The organism is Paraburkholderia rhizosphaerae (assembly GCF_004366595.1).
Classification (GTDB): Bacteria; Pseudomonadota; Gammaproteobacteria; order Burkholderiales; family Burkholderiaceae; genus Paraburkholderia; species Paraburkholderia rhizosphaerae.
Genome location: NZ_SORE01000003.1, coordinates 361,996 through 379,015, shown reverse-complemented (window position 1 = coordinate 379,015; position 17,020 = coordinate 361,996). Strand labels below are relative to the sequence as shown.

The window sequence follows — 17,020 nt, the reverse complement described above, 5'->3', positions numbered from 1 at the left end:
CCGCATCGGTTCACACGGCCGCTCACGGTGCGTGGACACAACACCGGCGCAAGAAAATCGCGGCAAAAGCAGGGCCAGGCTGGAAAAATGTGGTCTGGCGGCGCGTATAATGAGCGCTCTTTTTTTGGGCGCAGCGCGCCCTTTCCGTAGCAGGCATCGCGCAATGATCATGCATCGAACCCGCATCGATCCCGTTCGCGCCGCTGCGGATGCGACGCGCGCTGCGCGAACCGATCGTGTGACCGGCAGTCCAAAAAGCGCCGCGCTGTCCTTGCCGCTGTCCTCATGGCTGCCCTCATGCGGATGCGCACGGCGCGGTGCGACGTGCGCTCGCCGGTTTCCGCGTACTGCGCGCCGCTCACGCGTGAATGCTCATTTCTGCCCGAACCCATCCTATGCGCTTCTCGAATTCCGGCTTCCCGTCACTCGCGTCTTTCGTTCCCCAATCTATCAGCCGCGCGGTGACGCTCGGCGTCGTGCTGCCTGCAACGCTCGTCGCGAGCACCGCGTTTGCGCAAGTGCCGCCGCCTGCGGTGAACGCGCGTTCGTGGGTCCTCGTCGATGCGACCAGCAATCAGGTGCTGGCGTCGGGCAATCCGGATGAGCGTGTCGAACCTGCGTCGCTGACGAAGCTGATGACCGCGTACCTCGTGTTCCAGGCGCTGGACACGAAGAAGATCTCGATGGATCAGACGGTGATGCCGAGCGTGGCGGTGCGCCGCGTGCGCAACGACGAATCGCGGATGTTCATCGAAGCGAACAAGCCGGTAACCGTGCACGATCTGGTGTACGGGATGATCGTCCAGTCGGGTAACGACGCGGCCATCGCACTGGCGGAACTGGTCGGCGGCACGGAAACGCAGTTCGTCGCGATGATGAACGCGCAGGCGCAGAAGCTCGGCATGAAGAACACGCATTACGCCGACGTGAACGGTATGCCCGACGCGCAGCACTACACGACTGCCGGCGATCTCGCGTTGCTGTCGACGCGCCTGATTCGCGATTATCCGGACTACTACAACATCTTCTCGGTGAAGGATTTCACGTACAACAAGATCAAGCAGCCGAACCGCAACCGCTTGCTGTGGCTCGATCCGACCGTCGATGGCTTGAAGACCGGCCACACGCAGGCAGCCGGCTACTGCCTGATCGCAACCGCGAAGCGTCCGGTGCCGGGCGCGCCGGATGCGTCGCGCCGCCTCGTCACCGTGATGATGGGCGAGCCGAAGGAACACGACCGCGTGCAGGACAGCCTGAAGATGCTGAACTACGGCTACAGCGCGTACGACGTGGTGCGGCTGTACAAGGCCGGCCAGGTGATCGAAACGCCGCATGTGTACAAGGGCACGCAGGACACGGTCAAGCTCGGTGTGACGACTGATCAGTACATCACGGTGCCCAAGGGCCTCGGCGATAAACTGAAGCCGCAAGTCGAGCATGCCGATCCGCTGATCGCGCCGATCGCGGCCGGCCAGCAGATCGGCACCGCGAAGTTCGTGTCGGATGGCAAGACGCTTACACAATTCCCGATCGTCGCGCTGCAGGCGGTGCCGCAAGCGGGTATCGTCGGGCGTGTGTGGGATTCGCTGATGCTGATGTTCAACAAGAAGAAATAAGCCTGCGAGCGCAGCGGCGGCTGTCCGTTTCAAGTACCGCGCGCGTGCCGGTCGGTACGCGCGCGGTTTGCCGCAAAGAGGCGATGGTATGAGTTCCGAAAACGAGTCGTTGATTGATTTTCCCTGCGATTTCCCGATCAAGGTGATGGGCAAATCGCACCCCGAGTTTGCCGCGACGATCACTGCGGTGATCCTGCAGTTCGATAGCGAGTTCGACGCGGCACGCATTGAGACGCGTCCGTCGAGCGGCGGCAACTACACCGGTTTGACGGTGACCGTGCGCGCGCAGAATCGTGCGCACCTCGATGATATTTATCGGGCGCTTACCGGTCATCCGATGGTGAAGGTCGTTCTGTAGTTTTCGCTCGACAGCGGCATCGCGCCTTCGAGCGATGCTTCAGTTTCAATCGCCGGCCTGCAATGGGTCCGGCGCATCGTCTTTTGTGCGCGCTGCGTTGCGAGGCTGTGTCTGGCGCTGCGTTCGTCCCTGCATCGGTCCGTTCCGCCCGTTCGAGCAGACTTGCTCGAGTTCGGCCTTGAAACGTGCCGCTTCGTTGAAAATCCAGTCATGAAACGCTTCGACGCGCGGCGCATGCCGCATCTGCGGCGCGCAGACGAAAAAGTACTGCCACGGGCTCGGGCCATCGATATCGAATAGCCGCACGAGCCGTCCCGCGGCTATTTCGTGCGTCGCGAGCGCGCGCCGTGCGAGCACGATGCCCTGACCGTCCAGGGCTGCCTGCAGCAGATTCGACGAATCCTGATACAACACGCCGCGTTTCGGTTCGGGCCAGTCCAGCAGCCCTGCCGCATCGAACCAGCGCTTCCACAACTGGTCGTCCGAGCGCAGCAGCGGCACATTAGCCAGGTCGGCGGGTGTTTGGGGCAGCTTGCCGCCGTTGAAACTGGGCGCGCAGGCCGGGAAGAACACCTCTTCGAGCAGCTGCTCGACCTGCAGCCCCGGATATCGGCCGTAACCGAACCGGATCGCGACATCGACGTCGTCGCGTGCGAAGTCCACCAGCTGGTTGCTGGTCTGCAGTTCGAGATCCCACTCCGGGTGCTCTTCGATGAAGCTGCCGACGCGCGGCGTAATCCAGCGCGCGGCGAACGACGACAGAATCGAGACGACCAGCCGCCGGTCCCGCTCGCTCGCGCGAATGTCACGGGTGGCTTCGGCGAGCCCGACCAGCGCCGTGCGAACGCGTGCCGCGTAGCGCCGGCCGACGTCAGTCAAATGAAGGCGCTTGCCGTCGCGCGCAAATAGCGTGACACCGAGTTCCGCTTCCAGCGCGCGAACCTGATGGCTCACCGCGCCGTGCGTGACAAACAGTTCGTCGGCGGCGCGCGAGAAACTCTCGTGCCGCGCGGCGGCTTCGAAAGCCTTGATGGCGTTCAGCGACGGCAGGTCCCGAAGATCCATTGCCAATTTTTCTCACAAAGCCGTGAAAAATGATCGTTTGGTGCAAACCCTTGCCAAGACTAGGATTCTAGTCAGAAACATTCCTTTGTGAGGGTGTCATGCGAGAAATTTCCTCTAGCATCCGATTTGAAGTTCGCGCTGGCGAGACCGTGCCGCTACGTGTGACGGCCAGTACGCGGCTGTCGGTGCACGGTGGCGCGATCTGGGTAACACGCAGCGACGACGTCAACGATTATTGGCTCGAACCGGGCAAAACGCTGCGCTTGCGTCGTGGCGAACGGCTGTGGCTCAGTGTCGAACGCGGTGCGCAGGCCTATGTCGTTTTCTATGTGCCGAAGCGGCCTGACGAGCGGGCGATCAACTGGTTTGCGCGAGTCGGCGAGCGGCTCGGGGCGCGTCTGCGCGGCGGCTGGCGCACCGTATGACCGGCGTGTCTGACTCGTGTGACGGCTGAGCGTCGAGCAAATCCATCCCGATCCGCGCGGTTCGTCGATCGAACCATTGCCGGCGAGGCACGCAAGATTTCGGTAAACTTGCGCAATCATGTGTGCCACGCCGGTTACCCCGCCCGTCGCGCTGTCCGACTCCACCCGAGCCGCGACGGCGCTGTCTGAAACGCCCATCGTTGCGACCTCGGTTGCGCATGCCGAGGCGGTCGGCGCGCCTGCTTCAACACCCCCAATCCTCCTGCGCTGGCGCGGTGTCGAGCCCTATCAGATGAGTTTCGATGCGATGCGCGCGTTCACCGACGCGCGCACGGCTGAAACCGCTGACGAAATCTGGCTCGTCGAGCATCCGCCGGTTTTTACGCTCGGCCAGGCCGGCGACCCCGCGCATCTGCTGGCGGCGGACAGTGGCATTCCGCTCGTCAAGGTCGACCGCGGCGGGCAGATCACCTTCCACGGCCCTGGGCAGATCGTCGCTTACCTTTTGCTGGATTTGCGCCGACGAAAGCTGATGGTGCGGGAACTGGTCAACCGGATCGAGCAGGCCGTGATCGAAACGCTCGCAGCGTATAATCTGGCCGGAGAACGCAAGGCGGGCGCGCCCGGCATCTATGTTGCGCCGGGTCCAGCGGAAGCCTTCGAGACGCACGCCGGCGCGAAAATCGCCGCGTTGGGCCTCAAAATCCGCAATGGCTGCAGTTATCACGGCGTCAGCCTGAACGTGAACATGAATTTGCAGCCGTTTCTCGCGATCAATCCGTGCGGCTACGCCGGGCTCGAAACGGTAGATATGGCTACACTCGGCGCGAATGCCGACTGGAACGACGTGGCCGGTACGCTGGCCGCACGCCTCACTGCAAACATCGACGGCGTTTCGCAAGCCGCCGCCCAATCACAGGCCGGTGCCGCCGCCTGACTGGAACGAACGAATGACTGACGCTACCGCGAACCTCGCAGGTCATCCCACCTCTGACACCGCCGCGGCTCCCACCGCGTATGACGCCACCGCCAAGCAGAAAGCGCAGGCCAAGACTGCGCGTATCCCAATCAAGATCGTTCCGATCGAAAAGCTGAAGAAGCCGGACTGGATTCGCGTGAAAGCGGCCACCGGCAATTCGCGCTTCTATGAGATCAAGCAGATTTTGCGTGAGCACAACCTGCACACGGTGTGTGAGGAAGCGAGTTGCCCGAATATCGGCGAGTGCTTCGGCAAGGGCACCGCGACGTTCATGATCATGGGCGACAAGTGCACGCGCCGCTGTCCGTTTTGCGATGTCGGGCACGGCCGGCCGGATCCGCTCGATGCGGATGAACCGCTCAACCTCGCGCGCACGATCGCTGCGTTGAAATTGAAGTACGTGGTGATCACCAGCGTGGATCGCGATGACCTGCGCGACGGTGGTGCCGCGCATTTCGTCGAGTGCATCCAGAAAACGCGCGAATTGTCGCCCGACACGCGCATCGAGATTTTGACGCCGGACTTCCGCGGACGCCTCGATCGCGCGCTCGGCATTCTGAACGCGGCGCCGCCCGACGTGATGAACCACAATCTGGAGACCGTGCCGCGTCTGTACAAAGAGGCGCGTCCGGGCTCGGACTATGCGCACTCGCTGAAGTTGCTGAAGGATTTCAAGGCGCTGCATCCGGATGTCGCGACGAAGTCCGGGTTGATGGTGGGTCTTGGTGAAATGGAGGAAGAAATTTTGCAGGTGATGCGCGACTTGCGCGCGCACGACGTCGATATGCTGACGATCGGCCAATACCTCCAACCCTCCGAACACCACTTGCCGGTGCGCGCATACGTGCATCCCGACACGTTCAAGATGTACGAGGAAGAGGCGTACAAGATGGGGTTCACCCATGCCGCCGTCGGTGCGATGGTGCGATCGAGTTACCACGCCGATGTTCAGGCGCACGGAGCCGGAGTGGTCTGAAGACGCTGCGTTTTGGTTCAGATAGATCGATGCAAAAGCCCGCCAACCAGGCGGGCTTTTTTTATTTCGATCACCGACAGATGCGTAGGTACAGAATAGTTTGGACTACATCGTTTGGCATATTGATGTGACATCGCTTGCTCGGCACGATGCTTGTTCTTTGAACACGGTGCGAGGGCATTCATGGATCCTTTTGCATTCTTCGAAATTGGCGGACCGAGATCGACCGCTAAAAAATGCTGCATCTCAATAAAGTTGTCTTTTGACAACCTGTCGAAAACTCTTTAAGCTTGAGGTCAGCATGTCGCGTTCAGTTCATCCAAAGAAGGAAATCGAGCAAGCACTCAGGCACGCCGAAGCTCACGGCTGGCGGGTAGACGTTGGTGGAGCTCACGCCTGGGGAAAGCTCTACTGTCCGTACAAAGACGACGAATGTCGTTGCGGAGAATTTTGCATTACCTGTGTCTGGCGTACGCCGCGTAGCTCAGGCAATCACGCAAACGCTTTGATGCGGGTTGTCGACAACTGCACGACGCACACGAGGCACCGGTCTGTCGCAAGGCAGGTAGCGCACAAGGAGTAGCCATGGAGTACATTTTTACGCTGAAGTACCAGCTGTCGGAAACCGACACCGATATGAACGAGCTCGTTGAGCGGCTGGGCGCGGCCGGATGCGACGACGCACTGGTCGGCATCGGGCAGCCAGGGCGCATCGCGCTTGAATTTACGCGCAAGGCGAGGTCTGCCGAAGAAGCGCTCGTTAGTGCGCTGGCGAGCGTCAAGACGGCGGTTCCGTCAGCCAAGCTGATTGAGGCGGCGCCCGATTTCGTCGGCCTCACCGATGCTGCGCAAGCGGTCGGCGTGACACGCCAAAACATGCGCAAGCTGATGATCACCCACGCAACGAGTTTTCCGACGCCCGTCCATGAGGGCACTACGACGGTATGGCATTTAGCAGATATCCTCGCGTGGCTGCAGGCGAAGGGGCATTACAACCTTGAGCAGAGTCTGGTCGAGGTTGCGTCTACCGCAATGCAAATCAATCTGGCCAAGGAGGTGCGCCAGATGACACCGCGCATGCAGCGGGAAGTTCGCATGCTGGTCGCGTAGCACATGCGGCCGTTTGATCTTGCCGCGTAAGCGCAGTCATCCGGCCCAGCTTTCTTCCCGATGGTGGGAGACGCAATTCAATGACCGGCCTTTTCAGTGTGTCTTGCCTGATTGTTTGGCGCGACACGCAAAGATCCGCGCCGATGCACACGGGTTGGCTTGCGCGTCGCGCGAACGGCGAGCTATCGAAATTGCATGTCGCGGCAATGACAAATCGGCCGATCGTGTGCGCGCACACGCGTACTTTTTTGGAAGCTTGCAAGTTTGGTCTTTTGACTTTAGCCTTCGCACGTTAACGAAACGGATTCCGCAACGCCGCGTCGACGGTGCACCGAAATCTTCGCGAATCCTCAAAATTCGCATCGGGCAACGATCCACGCGTTCGCCGCACAGTAAAGGTCGTAAGCAGAGCAGGACAGGGACGCGCGCCGATATGGCTGTCTCCGTAGGGAAGACGGCGCCTGTCAGCCGTCTACAAGAAGAAAATCGAGTCTCATCCGATCAATCCGCATCGACTGATCAACCGGCATCGAATCGATCTTCGCGAACACACAATGGGAAACGGAATCGACGCCGCCCAATCCGCCGTTTGGCCGTATCCACGGCTTGTCGCGCACCGCTGCGGCGGCAAGCTCGCGCCCGAGAATACGCTCGCAGGTTTCGATGCGTGCGTGCAGTACGGTTACCGGATGGTCGAATTCGACGCAAAGCTGTCCGCTGACAATCAGACGTTTCTGCTGCACGACGACTCGCTCGGTCGCACGACCAATGGGCGCGGCGCGGCAGCGACGCACACATGGTCGCAACTGTCCGCGCTCGATGCCGGTTCGTGGTTCGATCGCCGCTTCGCGGGTGAACGCCTGCCGACGCTTGCCGATGCGGCCGCCCGTTGTGAGCGCGACGGTCTTGCCGCCAATATCGAAATCAAGCCTTGCGCCGGGCGCGACGCGCTGACCGGCGAACTCGTCGCTACCGCGGCGCTTGCGCTATGGCGTTCGCAAACGCCGCTGTTGTCGTCGTTTTCCAGCCAGGCATTGGCCGCGGCGCGCGACGCAGCACCGGCGCTACCGCGCGGCATGCTGTTCGAGGCGGTGCCGGACGACTGGCCGCGCATCGTGCACGAACTGCAATGCGTGTCGCTGCACGCGGATCACAAGCGTCTGACACAGTCCCTCGTTGGCGAGATTCGCGCTGCCGGGTTGCGAGTACTCGCGTACACGGTGAACGACCCCGCGCGTGCGCGCCAGCTCGCGCACTGGGGTGTCGACATGATTTGCACGGATCGCCTCGATCTGATCGATGATGACGCGTTGTCCTGAACGCGTCGAGCCGGGCGCCGATATAGAAAGTACAAAGTCAACAACAAGCTTTTAAAGTGCAGCACATTTTCGACAAAGTACGGAGAAAAACATGAGTTCGACCCGCTCACGTTGTTTGCTGTCACTTCCGGCGGCAGCCGTTGCGGCGATGACCGCGGCCGGCGCTGCCATCGCCGCGCCGCCCGACGCGCTGATCGCCGCCGCGAAGCAGGAGGGCCAGTTGACGGTGATCGCGCTGCCGCACGACTGGTGCGGTTATGGCCCGATGATCGCCGACTTCCAGAAGAAATACGGGATCAAGGTCAACGAGCTGAACCCGGACGCCGGTTCCGGCGATGAAATCGAAGCGATCAAGGCGAACAAGGGCAACAAGGGGCCGCAAGCGCCGGACGTGATCGACGTGGGTCTGTCGTTCGGGCCGTCGGCGAAGGCTGCGGGACTGCTGCAGCCGTACAGGGTGTCGACGTGGAAGTCGATTCCGGATTCGTCGAAGGATGCCGAAGGCTACTGGTACGGGGACTACTACGGTGTGCTCGCGTTCGAGGTGAACGGCGACATGATCGACAAGGTGCCGACCGATTGGCCGGACCTGCAAAAGCCCGAATACAAGAATGCAGTTGCGCTGGCCGGCGATCCGCGCTCGGCGAATCAGGCCATCCAGGGCGTGTACGCGGCTGGGCTGTCAGCGGCGAAAGGCGATGCAAGCAAGGCGGACCAGGCGGGCCTCAAGTACTTCGCGGATCTCAACAAAAGCGGCAACTTCGTGCCGGTGATCGGCAAAGCGGCGTCGCTCGCGCAGGGCACGACGCCGATCATCGTGCGCTGGGATTACAACGCGCTCGCCGACCGCGACACGCTCAAGGGCAATCCGAAGGTGCAGGTGGTCGTGCCGAAGACGGGCGTCGTCGCTGGCGTATACGTGCAGGCGATCAGCGCCTACGCGCCGCATCCGAACGCCGCGAAGCTGTGGATGGAATATCTGTACTCGGATGAAGGTCAGCTCGGCTGGCTTGCCGGCTACTGCCATCCGATGCGCTATAACGAGTTGGTCGCCGCGAAGAAGGTGCCGCAGGCGCTGCTCGACAAGCTGCCGCCCGCGACGGCGTACAAGAACGCGGTGTTCCCGACGCTGCCGCAGCAGGACGCGACGAAGGAAGCGGTGACGAAGCACTGGGACGCAGTCGTCGGCGCCAACGTCAAATAAACGGATGTGTGCGGCGGGGCCCAGCCGTGCAAGCACGCCGGCTCCGCTGCATCTGCGCGAGGTGTGTGGCCTATGAATGCATCATCGGACGCCGGGCGCGGCGACGCGGATCTGCGGGTGCCGCCGGTGCCGACGCCCGCGCCGCAGGTCGACGGACCGGCGCGCGGCGCGGCGCTCTGGACATGGATTGGCGTGTTGCCGTTTTTTGTGTTCGCGCTACTGTTTCTGATCGTGCCGACCGCGTTCCTGATGATCGGCGCGTTCCAGGACGCAGACGGCCGCTTTACGCTCGCGAACTTCGGCGGCCTGTTCCAGCAGGGCGTGCTCGACGCGTACTGGATCAGCTTCAAGGTGAGCGCGGCATCGGCGGCGGGCGGCGCGCTGTTCGGTTCACTGCTCGCGTGGGCGGCGGTGCAGGGACGGCTACCCGGCTGGATCCGGCCCACGCTGATGACGTTCTCAGGCGTCGCCTCGAATTTCGCCGGCGTGCCGCTTGCGTTCGCGTTTATCTGCACGCTCGGTCGCGTCGGGCTCGTCACGATGCTGCTCAAGCAGTACGCGGGTATCAATCTGTACGCGACGGGTTTCAGTATTTTGAGCTTCTGGGGACTCACGCTGACCTACCTGTATTTCCAGATTCCATTGATGGTGCTGATCGTGACGCCGGCGCTCGATGGGCTGAAGCGGGAGTGGCGCGAAGCGTGCGATTGTCTCGGCGGCACCGCGTACCAGTATTGGCGCTACGTCGCGTTGCCGGTGCTGTGGCCAGCGGTACTCGGCGCGACGCTGCTGCTTTTCGCGAATTCATTCGGTGCGGTCGCGACCGCGTATGCGCTGACCGGCAGCTCGCTCAATATCGTGACGATCCTGCTGTTCGCGCAGATTCGCGGCGACGTGATGCACAACCCGAACCTCGGGTACGCGCTCGCGTTCGGCATGATCGTCGTGACGGGGCTGTCGAACGGCGGTTATATCTGGCTGCGTTCGCGTGCCGAAAGGGGGCGTCGATGAAACATCCGTCGCGTCAGTCACGGGTTGGCGCATGGACCGCGATGATCGTCGGTGCGCTGTATTTCGTGATTCCGCTCATTGCGACCTTCGAGTTCAGCTTGCGGATGCGCCGTGGCACCTACAGCTTCGACGCCTACCGCGTCGTGTTGTCCGATCCGAATTTTCAGGCCTCGTTCGGCTACTCGATGCTGATGGCGGTGCTGACGATCGTCGTCGGTGTGCTGCTGGTCGTGCCGACCGCCTACTGGGTGCAGCTACGCTTGCCGAAACTGCGCGGCATCGTCGAGTTCATTACGCTGCTGCCGCTTGTGATCCCGGCGATCGTAATTGTGTTCGGCTATCTGCGCATCTACAACAGCAGTTCGATCCTGCCGCTCACCAGCAATGAGCGCGCGACCGACCTGCTGCTCGTGTTCGGCTACGTGACATTGTCGCTGCCGTACATGTATCGCGCGGTCGATGCGGGCCTGCGCGCGGTCGACATCCGCTCGCTGACGGAGGCCGCTGAGTGCCTCGGCGCGAGCTGGCCGACCATTCTGTTCAAGGTGATCTTCCCGAATATCCGCTCCGGCATCCTGTCGGGCGCGTTCCTGACGTTCGCGGTGGTAATCGGTGAATTCACCATTGCTAGCCTGCTCGATCGGCCCGCGTTCGGGCCTTACCTGCAGCTGATCGGCGCGAATCGCGCGTATGAGCCGTCGGCGCTCGCGATCATCGCCTTTGCGGTGACGTGGGCATCGATGGGTTTGATCCAGCTATTCGGCTCGGCGCGCGCGATGACGCCGCAAAAAACCTGACGCACTGACGACGCATGGATTGAGGCATCCGCTTATGGCCTTCCTCGAAATCGACAATCTGCACAAGACCTTCGGGTCGAACACCGCGCTGCATCGATTCGACATGCAGATCGAGCGCGGCGAGTTCATTACGTTTCTGGGCCCGTCCGGCTGTGGCAAAACGACCGTGCTGCGGATGATCGCCGGCTTCGAAACGCCGACGCGTGGCGCGATCCGCATCGACGGGCGCGACGTTACGCATCTGCGCACGCGGCAGCGCAACGTCGGCATGGTGTTCCAGTCGTACGCGCTGTTTCCGAATATGACGGTCGCGGACAATATCGGCTTTGGCCTGCGCATCGCTCACCAGCCGCCGCACGCGATTCGCAAGCGTGTCGATGAGATGCTGGAACTGATCAAGCTGCCGTCGCTCGGCGATCGTTACCCGTGGCAGCTATCCGGCGGTCAGCAGCAGCGCGTCGCACTGGCGCGCGCGCTCGCGTCCAAGCCGCAGGTGCTATTGCTCGATGAACCGCTATCGGCGCTTGACGCGAAGATCCGCATTTCGCTTCGACAGGACATTCGTGCATTGCAACGCGAACTGGGCATTACGTCGATCTTCGTCACGCACGATCAGGAAGAGGCGCTGTCGATTTCCGACCGCATCGCGGTGATGAACGAAGGGCGCATCGAACAGGTCGGCACGCCGCTCGAGATCTACAACTTTCCGCGCACACGTTTTGTCGCGTCGTTTGTCGGCACGCTGAATATTCTGTCCGGGCACGTCGTCGATCCCGCTACCGGCAGAATGGCCGTGGACGGCCAGGAACTCACGACCACCCGAAGCCTCGCTCCCGATGACGCTGGCAAGAAACGGCTGCTTGCGTTACGGCCAGAAGCGATCGTGCTGGAAGCGCCGGCGATTGGCCGCAATACGCTGCGGGCGACTGTCGAAGAGGTGAGTTTTCTGGGTGCGGTAGTGCGAATCCGGACTCGGGTCAACGACGCGGTCATTTCGCTCGACCTGTTCAACGACCCGAACCGCGTGCTGCCTGAACGGGGACAACCGGTCGCGCTCGGCTTTTCTCACGACAACCTGCTGGTGCTCGAAGAAGGCGCCTGAGCATGGCGCGCGTCGGCGCGGCCAGGGTTTTACCTTACGTTCACATTCTGGAATGTCCGACATCTCGATTCCGGATTTCCGGAAAATCGGACGCGCTCACCCGTTCGGGTGAAAAATAGCCTTGTAAATCAAAGCACAGTCCCGCATCGCGAGTTGGCATTGACCTTGCAATCGATCGGTGCGCGGACCCGCCACGGCGCCGCTCACAAATAAAGCAAGGAGACACGATGCCTGAATTCCTGTCCTGGTACTTCTGAAATCGTCGTCTTGTAGCGGCTTGTCACCGCGCACAGGCGTACGAACCCACGTCCGCATTGCGCAGCATGGCGAGCCAGTCGCTCACTCCATCGCAGGAACCACATCGTGAAGAAGCCCTTCTACAAAATCCTCTACGTCCAGGTGATCGCCGCGATCATCATCGGCATTGTGCTGGGACACTACTCACCCGCGTTCGCCGTCGACATGAAGCCGCTTGGCGATGCGTTCATCAAGCTGATCAAGATGGTGATCGGCCCGATCATCTTCTGTACGGTCGTGACCGGCATCGCCGGCATGCAGGACATGAAGAAGGTGGGGCGCGTCGGCGGCAAGGCGCTGCTGTACTTTGAAATCGTGTCGACTTTCGCGCTCGTGCTGGGCCTGATCGCGACGCACGTGCTGAAGCCGGGCGTCGGCTTCAACATCGATCCGTCGACGCTCGACGGCAAGGCGGTCGCGTCGTACGCGGCGAAGGCGCACGGCCAGTCGACCGTCGACTTCCTGCTGCACATCATTCCGGACACGATCTCGTCGGCCTTCGCGCAAGGTGAAATCCTGCAGATCCTGCTGGTCGCGCTGCTGTTCGGCAGCGTGCTCGCGACGATTGGCGAGCGCGGCAAGGTGGTCACCAATTTCATCGAAGGCATTTCGCACGTGCTGTTCGGCGTCGTGAAGATCATCACGAAGCTCGCACCGATCGGCGCGTTCGGCGCGATGGCATTCACCATCGGCAAGTACGGCATCGGCTCGCTGCTGCCGCTGCTCAAGCTGATCGGCACGTTCTACCTGACCTCGGCGGTGTTCGTGATCGTGGTGCTCGGCATCATCGCGCGCGTGGTCGGCTTCAACATCTTCCGCTTCGTTGCGTACATCAAGGAAGAGATGCTGATCGTGCTCGGCACGAGTTCGTCGGAAGCCGCGCTGCCGCAGTTGATGCTGAAGCTCGAGAACCTCGGCTGCTCGCGCTCGGTGGTGGGTCTCGTGGTACCGACCGGCTACTCGTTCAATCTCGATGGCACCAACATCTACATGACGATGGCGGTGCTGTTCATCGCGCAGGCAACCAACACCGATCTCACGCTCGCGCAACAGCTGACGCTGCTCGCCGTCACGATGCTGACGTCGAAGGGCGCGAGCGGGGTGACCGGCGCGGGTTTTATCACGCTCGCCGCGACGCTCGCCGTGGTACCGACGATTCCGCTGTCGGGCATGGTGCTGATTCTCGGTATCGACCGCTTCATGAGCGAATGCCGCGCGCTGACGAACATTGTCGGTAACGGTGTCGCGACGGTGGTGGTGTCCGCGTGGGAACGCGAACTTGACCGCTCGAAGCTGCGCGCGGTGATGCAGCGCGATGTGTCGGTCAGCGAAGCAGCTGAAGTCTAAGCGATGGAACCCAGGGCGCCGCGACGCGTAGCGGCGCCACCGGCGCCCGCCTGGCAGATGTGTCATGCGCGAGCGCCGGACGAAGACGGCGCGTCGCAATGTGCCACAATAGATGATCCCCATCGCCTTGACTCCGCCATCGTGACGCGCCGCCTGCTCGTTTTCTTCGCGCTCGTCGCCGGGCTCGTGGCGGCGTGCGGCCTGACCTGGTCGATCAGCTGGCAGCGCGGCATCGAAGCGCTGCGCGTCAACGCGGCCGCCCGCGCGGACCGCACGACGAGCGCGCTCAGAAGCACGCTCGAACGCTATGAGTCGCTGCCGTATCTGCTTGCCCAGCACCCGATCGTGCAGGACGTCGTGGTCGATCCGAACCCGGCGAACGTCGCACGCGCAAACCGCTACCTTGAAGACCTGAACCGCAAGGCGCGCGCGAACGTCACGTACATCATCAATTCCGACGGCATCTGCGTGGCGGCGAGCAACTGGCTCGACCCGGATAGCTTCGTCGGCGTCGAATATCTGTTCCGGCCGTATTTTGTCGATGCGGTGCAAGGCCGCGTCGGCCGTTTCTTCGGCATCGGCACAACGTCGCACGATCCCGGCTATTTCATTTCGCAACCGGTGAAGCTCGACGGAAAGATCGTCGGCGTCGCGGTCGTCAAGCTGAATCTCGAATGGTTTCAGGGCGCGGATGCGTCCGAGCCGCTGATCGTGACCGACGATCACGGCGTGATCTTTCTGTCGTCGGTGCCCGCGTGGAAGTACCACACGGTGCGCCCGCTTTCGACTGACGTGATCGACTCGATCCGGCAGACGCGCCAGTACGCGCAGCAGCCGATCGCGCCGCTGCCGCTGACGGTTGAACGCAAGCTGAACGACAGCGCTCAGATCGTGCGCATCGGCGGCGGCCGCTATGCGCCGCGTTTTCTCGCGTCGAGCCGCGCGCTCGGCGAACCGGACTGGCATCTGATCACGATGTCGCCCGTCGATCCGGTGAATGCGGACGCGCGCTATGCGACGATCGTCACCGGGTTCGGCTATGTGTCGCTGTGTCTGCTGCTGTTCTACTGGCGCATGCGCCGGGCGCGCGTGCGCGAAGTGATGCGCAGCCGCACGCTGCTGCAAAAAGCCTATGCGGAACTGAACCAGCGCGTTGCCGAGCGGACCGCGGACTTGTCGCAAGCCAATGAGCAGCTGAAAAACGAAGTACGCGAACGAGCGCGCGCCGAACAGGAGCTGCGCGCCGCACACGACGAACTGATCCAGGCCAGCAAGCTCGCCGCGCTTGGGCAGATGGCGGCAGGCATCACACACGAACTCAACCAGCCGCTTGCCGCATTGCGCAGCTTCTCGGACAACACGCGCGTATTCCTCGAACGCGGCGATCACGCTGCCGCACATGAAAATCTCGAAGCGATCGCCGCGCTCACGGAGCGCATGGGCAAGATCACCAATCAGCTGAAGCTGTTCGTCGGCCGGGCACGGCCGCGCAATGCGCGCACGCAGGTCGCGCGCGCGTTGCGCAATGTGCTCGCGTTGCTTCAAAAGCGTTTGCAGGGCGTGACGGTCGACCTGTCGGTGTTCGATGCGACCGCGGCACGCCCGGTTCGCGAGCGCTTCGACGTCGACGCCGAACATGCGGAATTGCTGGCCAATTGCGACGACCTGCGGCTCGAACAGGTGTTGATCAACCTGCTCGGCAATGCGCTCGATGCGGTCGCGGGCCTGTCCGCGCCACGCATCGCGATCGACATGGAGGCATCCGATGCGACGCTGACCATCACGGTTCGCGACAACGGCCCGGGCATTCCGCCCGACGTGCTGCCGCATCTGTTCGAACCGTTTTTCACGACGAAGGAGATGGGCCAGGGGCTTGGGCTGGGCCTTGCGATCTCTTCGTCGATTGCACGCGATTGCGGCGGATCGCTGGTCGCGCGCAACGCGCCGGATGGGGGCGCGGTCTTCGCGCTGACGCTGCGCCGCGCCCGCGCGCAGGTCGGTGATCCGCTCGCCGCGGGTACGTGAATTGACGTAGCGACAATCATGGTGAACAAAAGTATCCAGGTGCTGTACGTCGAAGACGACGAGCTCGTGCGGCGCGCGAGCGTGCAGAGCTTGCAGCTCGCGGGCTTCGAAGTAATGGGGCATGCAGCCGCGGAACCGGCGTTGAAGCTGATCGACCGCGACTTCGCGGGTGTGGTGGTCAGCGATATCCGGCTGCCGGGTGCGAGCGGACTCGAACTGCTCGCTCAGTGCCGCGAGCGCGCGCCGGATGTGCCGGTGATTCTCGTCACCGGGCACGGCGACATTTCAATGGCGGTGCAGGCGATGCGCGACGGCGCGTACGACTTCATTGAAAAGCCATTTGCGTCTGAGCGGCTCGTCGAGACGGTGCGGCGCGCGCTCGAGCGTCGCACGCTGTTGCTCGAGAATCTCGCATTGCGCCGCGAGCTGGCGGAGCAGAGTTCGGTCGCGCCACGCATCATCGGCCGCAGTCCGGCGATCGAGCAGGTGCGCCGCCTGATCGCGAACGTCGCGCCAACCGACGCGTCGGTGCTGATCAACGGCGACACGGGCGCGGGCAAGGAACTGATTGCGCGCAGCCTGCACGAGTTGTCGCCGCGACGCGACAAGCCGTTTATCGCGGTCAATTGCGGCGCGCTGCCCGAACAGATGTTCGAGTCGGAGATGTTCGGCTACGAGCCGGGCGCATTCACCGGCGCGGCGAAACGGCGTATCGGCAAGCTCGAACATGCGTCGGGCGGCACGCTGTTTCTCGATGAGATCGAGAGTATGCCGCTGGCGCTGCAGGTGAAGCTGTTGCGCGTGCTTCAGGATGGCGTGCTTGAACGGCTCGGCTCGAACCAGCCGATTCGTGTCGACTGCCGTATCGTCGCCGCGGCGAAGGGCGATATGACAGACCACGTCGCGGCCGGCACGTTCCGGCGCGATCTGCTGTACCGGTTGAATGTTGTGACGATCGGATTGCCGCCGCTGTCTGAGCGCCGCGAGGATATCGTGCCGCTTTTCGAACACTTCCTGCTCGACGCCGCGGTGCGCTACCAGCGGCCCGCGCCGATCCTGACCGACCGGCAACGCACGGGCCTGATGCAGCGAGAGTGGCCGGGCAATGTGCGCGAGTTGCGCAATGCGGCCGATCGGTTCGTACTGGGTATTGTCGACGATACGGTTGCGACATCGGCCGACGACGGTCAGACGCAGCCGCTCAAGGAACGCGTCGAACAGTTCGAGCGCGCGGTGATCGCCGAAGCACTCGAGCAGGCGGGCGGCGCGGTCGCGGTCGCGGCCGACCGGCTGCAATTAGGTAAGGCGACGTTGTACGAAAAGATCAAACGATATGGGCTTGTCGCGCGCGGAGACGGGGACCGCGCATGACGGCGTGCGCCGTCATGG

Annotated in this window: 16 protein-coding genes; 15 read left to right on the top strand and 1 reads right to left on the bottom strand. The window is 62.5% G+C overall.

Going from position 1 to position 17,020, the window contains the following annotated elements:
- The first annotated feature begins 395 nt into the window (after positions 1-395).
- Entirely contained in the window at positions 396-1,616 is a 1,221-nt protein-coding gene (locus BX592_RS05755) for a D-alanyl-D-alanine carboxypeptidase family protein (protein ID WP_134190692.1), read from the top strand.
- Positions 1,617-1,704: 88 nt separating this feature from the next.
- Positions 1,705-1,974: a DUF493 family protein gene (locus BX592_RS05750; protein WP_134190691.1), complete on the top strand. Its 270-nt coding sequence runs from the start codon at positions 1,705-1,707 to the stop codon at positions 1,972-1,974.
- Positions 1,975-2,019: 45 nt separating this feature from the next.
- Here the strand turns inward: BX592_RS05750 and BX592_RS05745 are convergent, their stop codons facing one another.
- Positions 2,020-3,039: a transcriptional regulator GcvA gene (locus BX592_RS05745; RefSeq protein ID WP_134190690.1), complete on the bottom strand. Its 1,020-nt coding sequence runs from the start codon at positions 3,037-3,039 to the stop codon at positions 2,020-2,022.
- Positions 3,040-3,137: 98 nt separating this feature from the next.
- On the opposite strand from BX592_RS05745, the gene BX592_RS05740 reads away from it, so the two are divergent.
- The 13 genes from BX592_RS05740 to BX592_RS05680 all read left to right on the top strand — a co-directional run bounded on the left by BX592_RS05740 (position 3,138) and on the right by BX592_RS05680 (position 17,002).
- On the top strand, positions 3,138-3,464 hold the full coding sequence (locus BX592_RS05740) for a DUF2917 domain-containing protein (RefSeq protein ID WP_134190689.1): 327 nt from the start codon (positions 3,138-3,140) through the stop codon (positions 3,462-3,464).
- A 118-nt stretch (positions 3,465-3,582) separates the two neighbouring features.
- Entirely contained in the window at positions 3,583-4,401 is an 819-nt protein-coding gene (gene lipB / locus BX592_RS05735; protein WP_134190688.1) for a lipoyl(octanoyl) transferase LipB, read from the top strand.
- Positions 4,402-4,414: 13 nt separating this feature from the next.
- A complete protein-coding gene (gene lipA, locus BX592_RS05730; RefSeq protein ID WP_134190687.1) occupies positions 4,415-5,419 on the top strand; it encodes a lipoyl synthase in 1,005 nt (334 codons plus the stop codon).
- A gap of 301 nt (positions 5,420-5,720) precedes the next feature.
- On the top strand, positions 5,721-6,002 hold the full coding sequence (locus BX592_RS34305) for a hypothetical protein (RefSeq protein WP_134190686.1): 282 nt from the start codon (positions 5,721-5,723) through the stop codon (positions 6,000-6,002).
- 2 nt (positions 6,003-6,004) lie between these two features.
- Positions 6,005-6,529, top strand: coding sequence for a helix-turn-helix transcriptional regulator (locus tag BX592_RS05720; RefSeq protein ID WP_134190685.1), 525 nt, complete (start codon positions 6,005-6,007; stop codon positions 6,527-6,529).
- 554 nt (positions 6,530-7,083) lie between these two features.
- A complete protein-coding gene (ugpQ, locus tag BX592_RS05715; protein ID WP_134190684.1) occupies positions 7,084-7,848 on the top strand; it encodes a glycerophosphodiester phosphodiesterase in 765 nt (254 codons plus the stop codon).
- Between the two features lie 91 nt (positions 7,849-7,939).
- A complete protein-coding gene (locus BX592_RS05710) occupies positions 7,940-9,052 on the top strand; it encodes an ABC transporter substrate-binding protein (RefSeq protein ID WP_134190683.1) in 1,113 nt (370 codons plus the stop codon).
- 72 nt (positions 9,053-9,124) lie between these two features.
- Entirely contained in the window at positions 9,125-10,063 is a 939-nt protein-coding gene (locus BX592_RS05705) for an ABC transporter permease (protein WP_134190682.1), read from the top strand.
- Positions 10,060-10,860: an ABC transporter permease gene (locus tag BX592_RS05700; RefSeq protein ID WP_134190681.1), complete on the top strand. Its 801-nt coding sequence runs from the start codon at positions 10,060-10,062 to the stop codon at positions 10,858-10,860. Before BX592_RS05705 ends, BX592_RS05700 begins: the two co-directional genes overlap by 4 nt.
- A 34-nt stretch (positions 10,861-10,894) precedes the next feature.
- Positions 10,895-11,962, top strand: coding sequence for an ABC transporter ATP-binding protein (locus tag BX592_RS05695; protein ID WP_134190680.1), 1,068 nt, complete (start codon positions 10,895-10,897; stop codon positions 11,960-11,962).
- Positions 11,963-12,325: 363 nt separating this feature from the next.
- Positions 12,326-13,606, top strand: a complete 1,281-nt coding sequence (locus tag BX592_RS05690) for a dicarboxylate/amino acid:cation symporter (RefSeq protein ID WP_134190679.1) — start codon at positions 12,326-12,328, stop codon at positions 13,604-13,606.
- 3 nt (positions 13,607-13,609) lie between these two features.
- Positions 13,610-15,631 carry a sensor histidine kinase gene (locus BX592_RS05685; protein ID WP_134190678.1) on the top strand — a complete coding sequence of 674 codons (2,022 nt, stop codon included), beginning with the start codon at positions 13,610-13,612 and terminating at the stop codon, positions 15,629-15,631.
- An 18-nt stretch (positions 15,632-15,649) separates the two neighbouring features.
- On the top strand, positions 15,650-17,002 hold the full coding sequence (locus BX592_RS05680) for a sigma-54-dependent transcriptional regulator (RefSeq protein ID WP_208327851.1): 1,353 nt from the start codon (positions 15,650-15,652) through the stop codon (positions 17,000-17,002).
- Positions 17,003-17,020 lie beyond the last annotated feature (18 nt).

Coding starts and splice junctions, on each gene's coding strand:
- BX592_RS05755 (WP_134190692.1), top strand. CDS start 396: ATGCGCTTCTCGAATTCCGGCTTCCCGTCACTCGCGTCTTTCGTTCCC.
- BX592_RS05750 (WP_134190691.1), top strand. CDS start 1,705: ATGAGTTCCGAAAACGAGTCGTTGATTGATTTTCCCTGCGATTTCCCG.
- BX592_RS05745 (WP_134190690.1), bottom strand. CDS start 3,039: ATGGATCTTCGGGACCTGCCGTCGCTGAACGCCATCAAGGCTTTCGAA.
- BX592_RS05740 (WP_134190689.1), top strand. CDS start 3,138: ATGCGAGAAATTTCCTCTAGCATCCGATTTGAAGTTCGCGCTGGCGAG.
- lipB (WP_134190688.1), top strand. CDS start 3,583: ATGTGTGCCACGCCGGTTACCCCGCCCGTCGCGCTGTCCGACTCCACC.
- lipA (WP_134190687.1), top strand. CDS start 4,415: ATGACTGACGCTACCGCGAACCTCGCAGGTCATCCCACCTCTGACACC.
- BX592_RS34305 (WP_134190686.1), top strand. CDS start 5,721: ATGTCGCGTTCAGTTCATCCAAAGAAGGAAATCGAGCAAGCACTCAGG.
- BX592_RS05720 (WP_134190685.1), top strand. CDS start 6,005: ATGGAGTACATTTTTACGCTGAAGTACCAGCTGTCGGAAACCGACACC.
- ugpQ (WP_134190684.1), top strand. CDS start 7,084: ATGGGAAACGGAATCGACGCCGCCCAATCCGCCGTTTGGCCGTATCCA.
- BX592_RS05710 (WP_134190683.1), top strand. CDS start 7,940: ATGAGTTCGACCCGCTCACGTTGTTTGCTGTCACTTCCGGCGGCAGCC.
- BX592_RS05705 (WP_134190682.1), top strand. CDS start 9,125: ATGAATGCATCATCGGACGCCGGGCGCGGCGACGCGGATCTGCGGGTG.
- BX592_RS05700 (WP_134190681.1), top strand. CDS start 10,060: ATGAAACATCCGTCGCGTCAGTCACGGGTTGGCGCATGGACCGCGATG.
- BX592_RS05695 (WP_134190680.1), top strand. CDS start 10,895: ATGGCCTTCCTCGAAATCGACAATCTGCACAAGACCTTCGGGTCGAAC.
- BX592_RS05685 (WP_134190678.1), top strand. CDS start 13,610: ATGGAACCCAGGGCGCCGCGACGCGTAGCGGCGCCACCGGCGCCCGCC.
- BX592_RS05680 (WP_208327851.1), top strand. CDS start 15,650: ATGGTGAACAAAAGTATCCAGGTGCTGTACGTCGAAGACGACGAGCTC.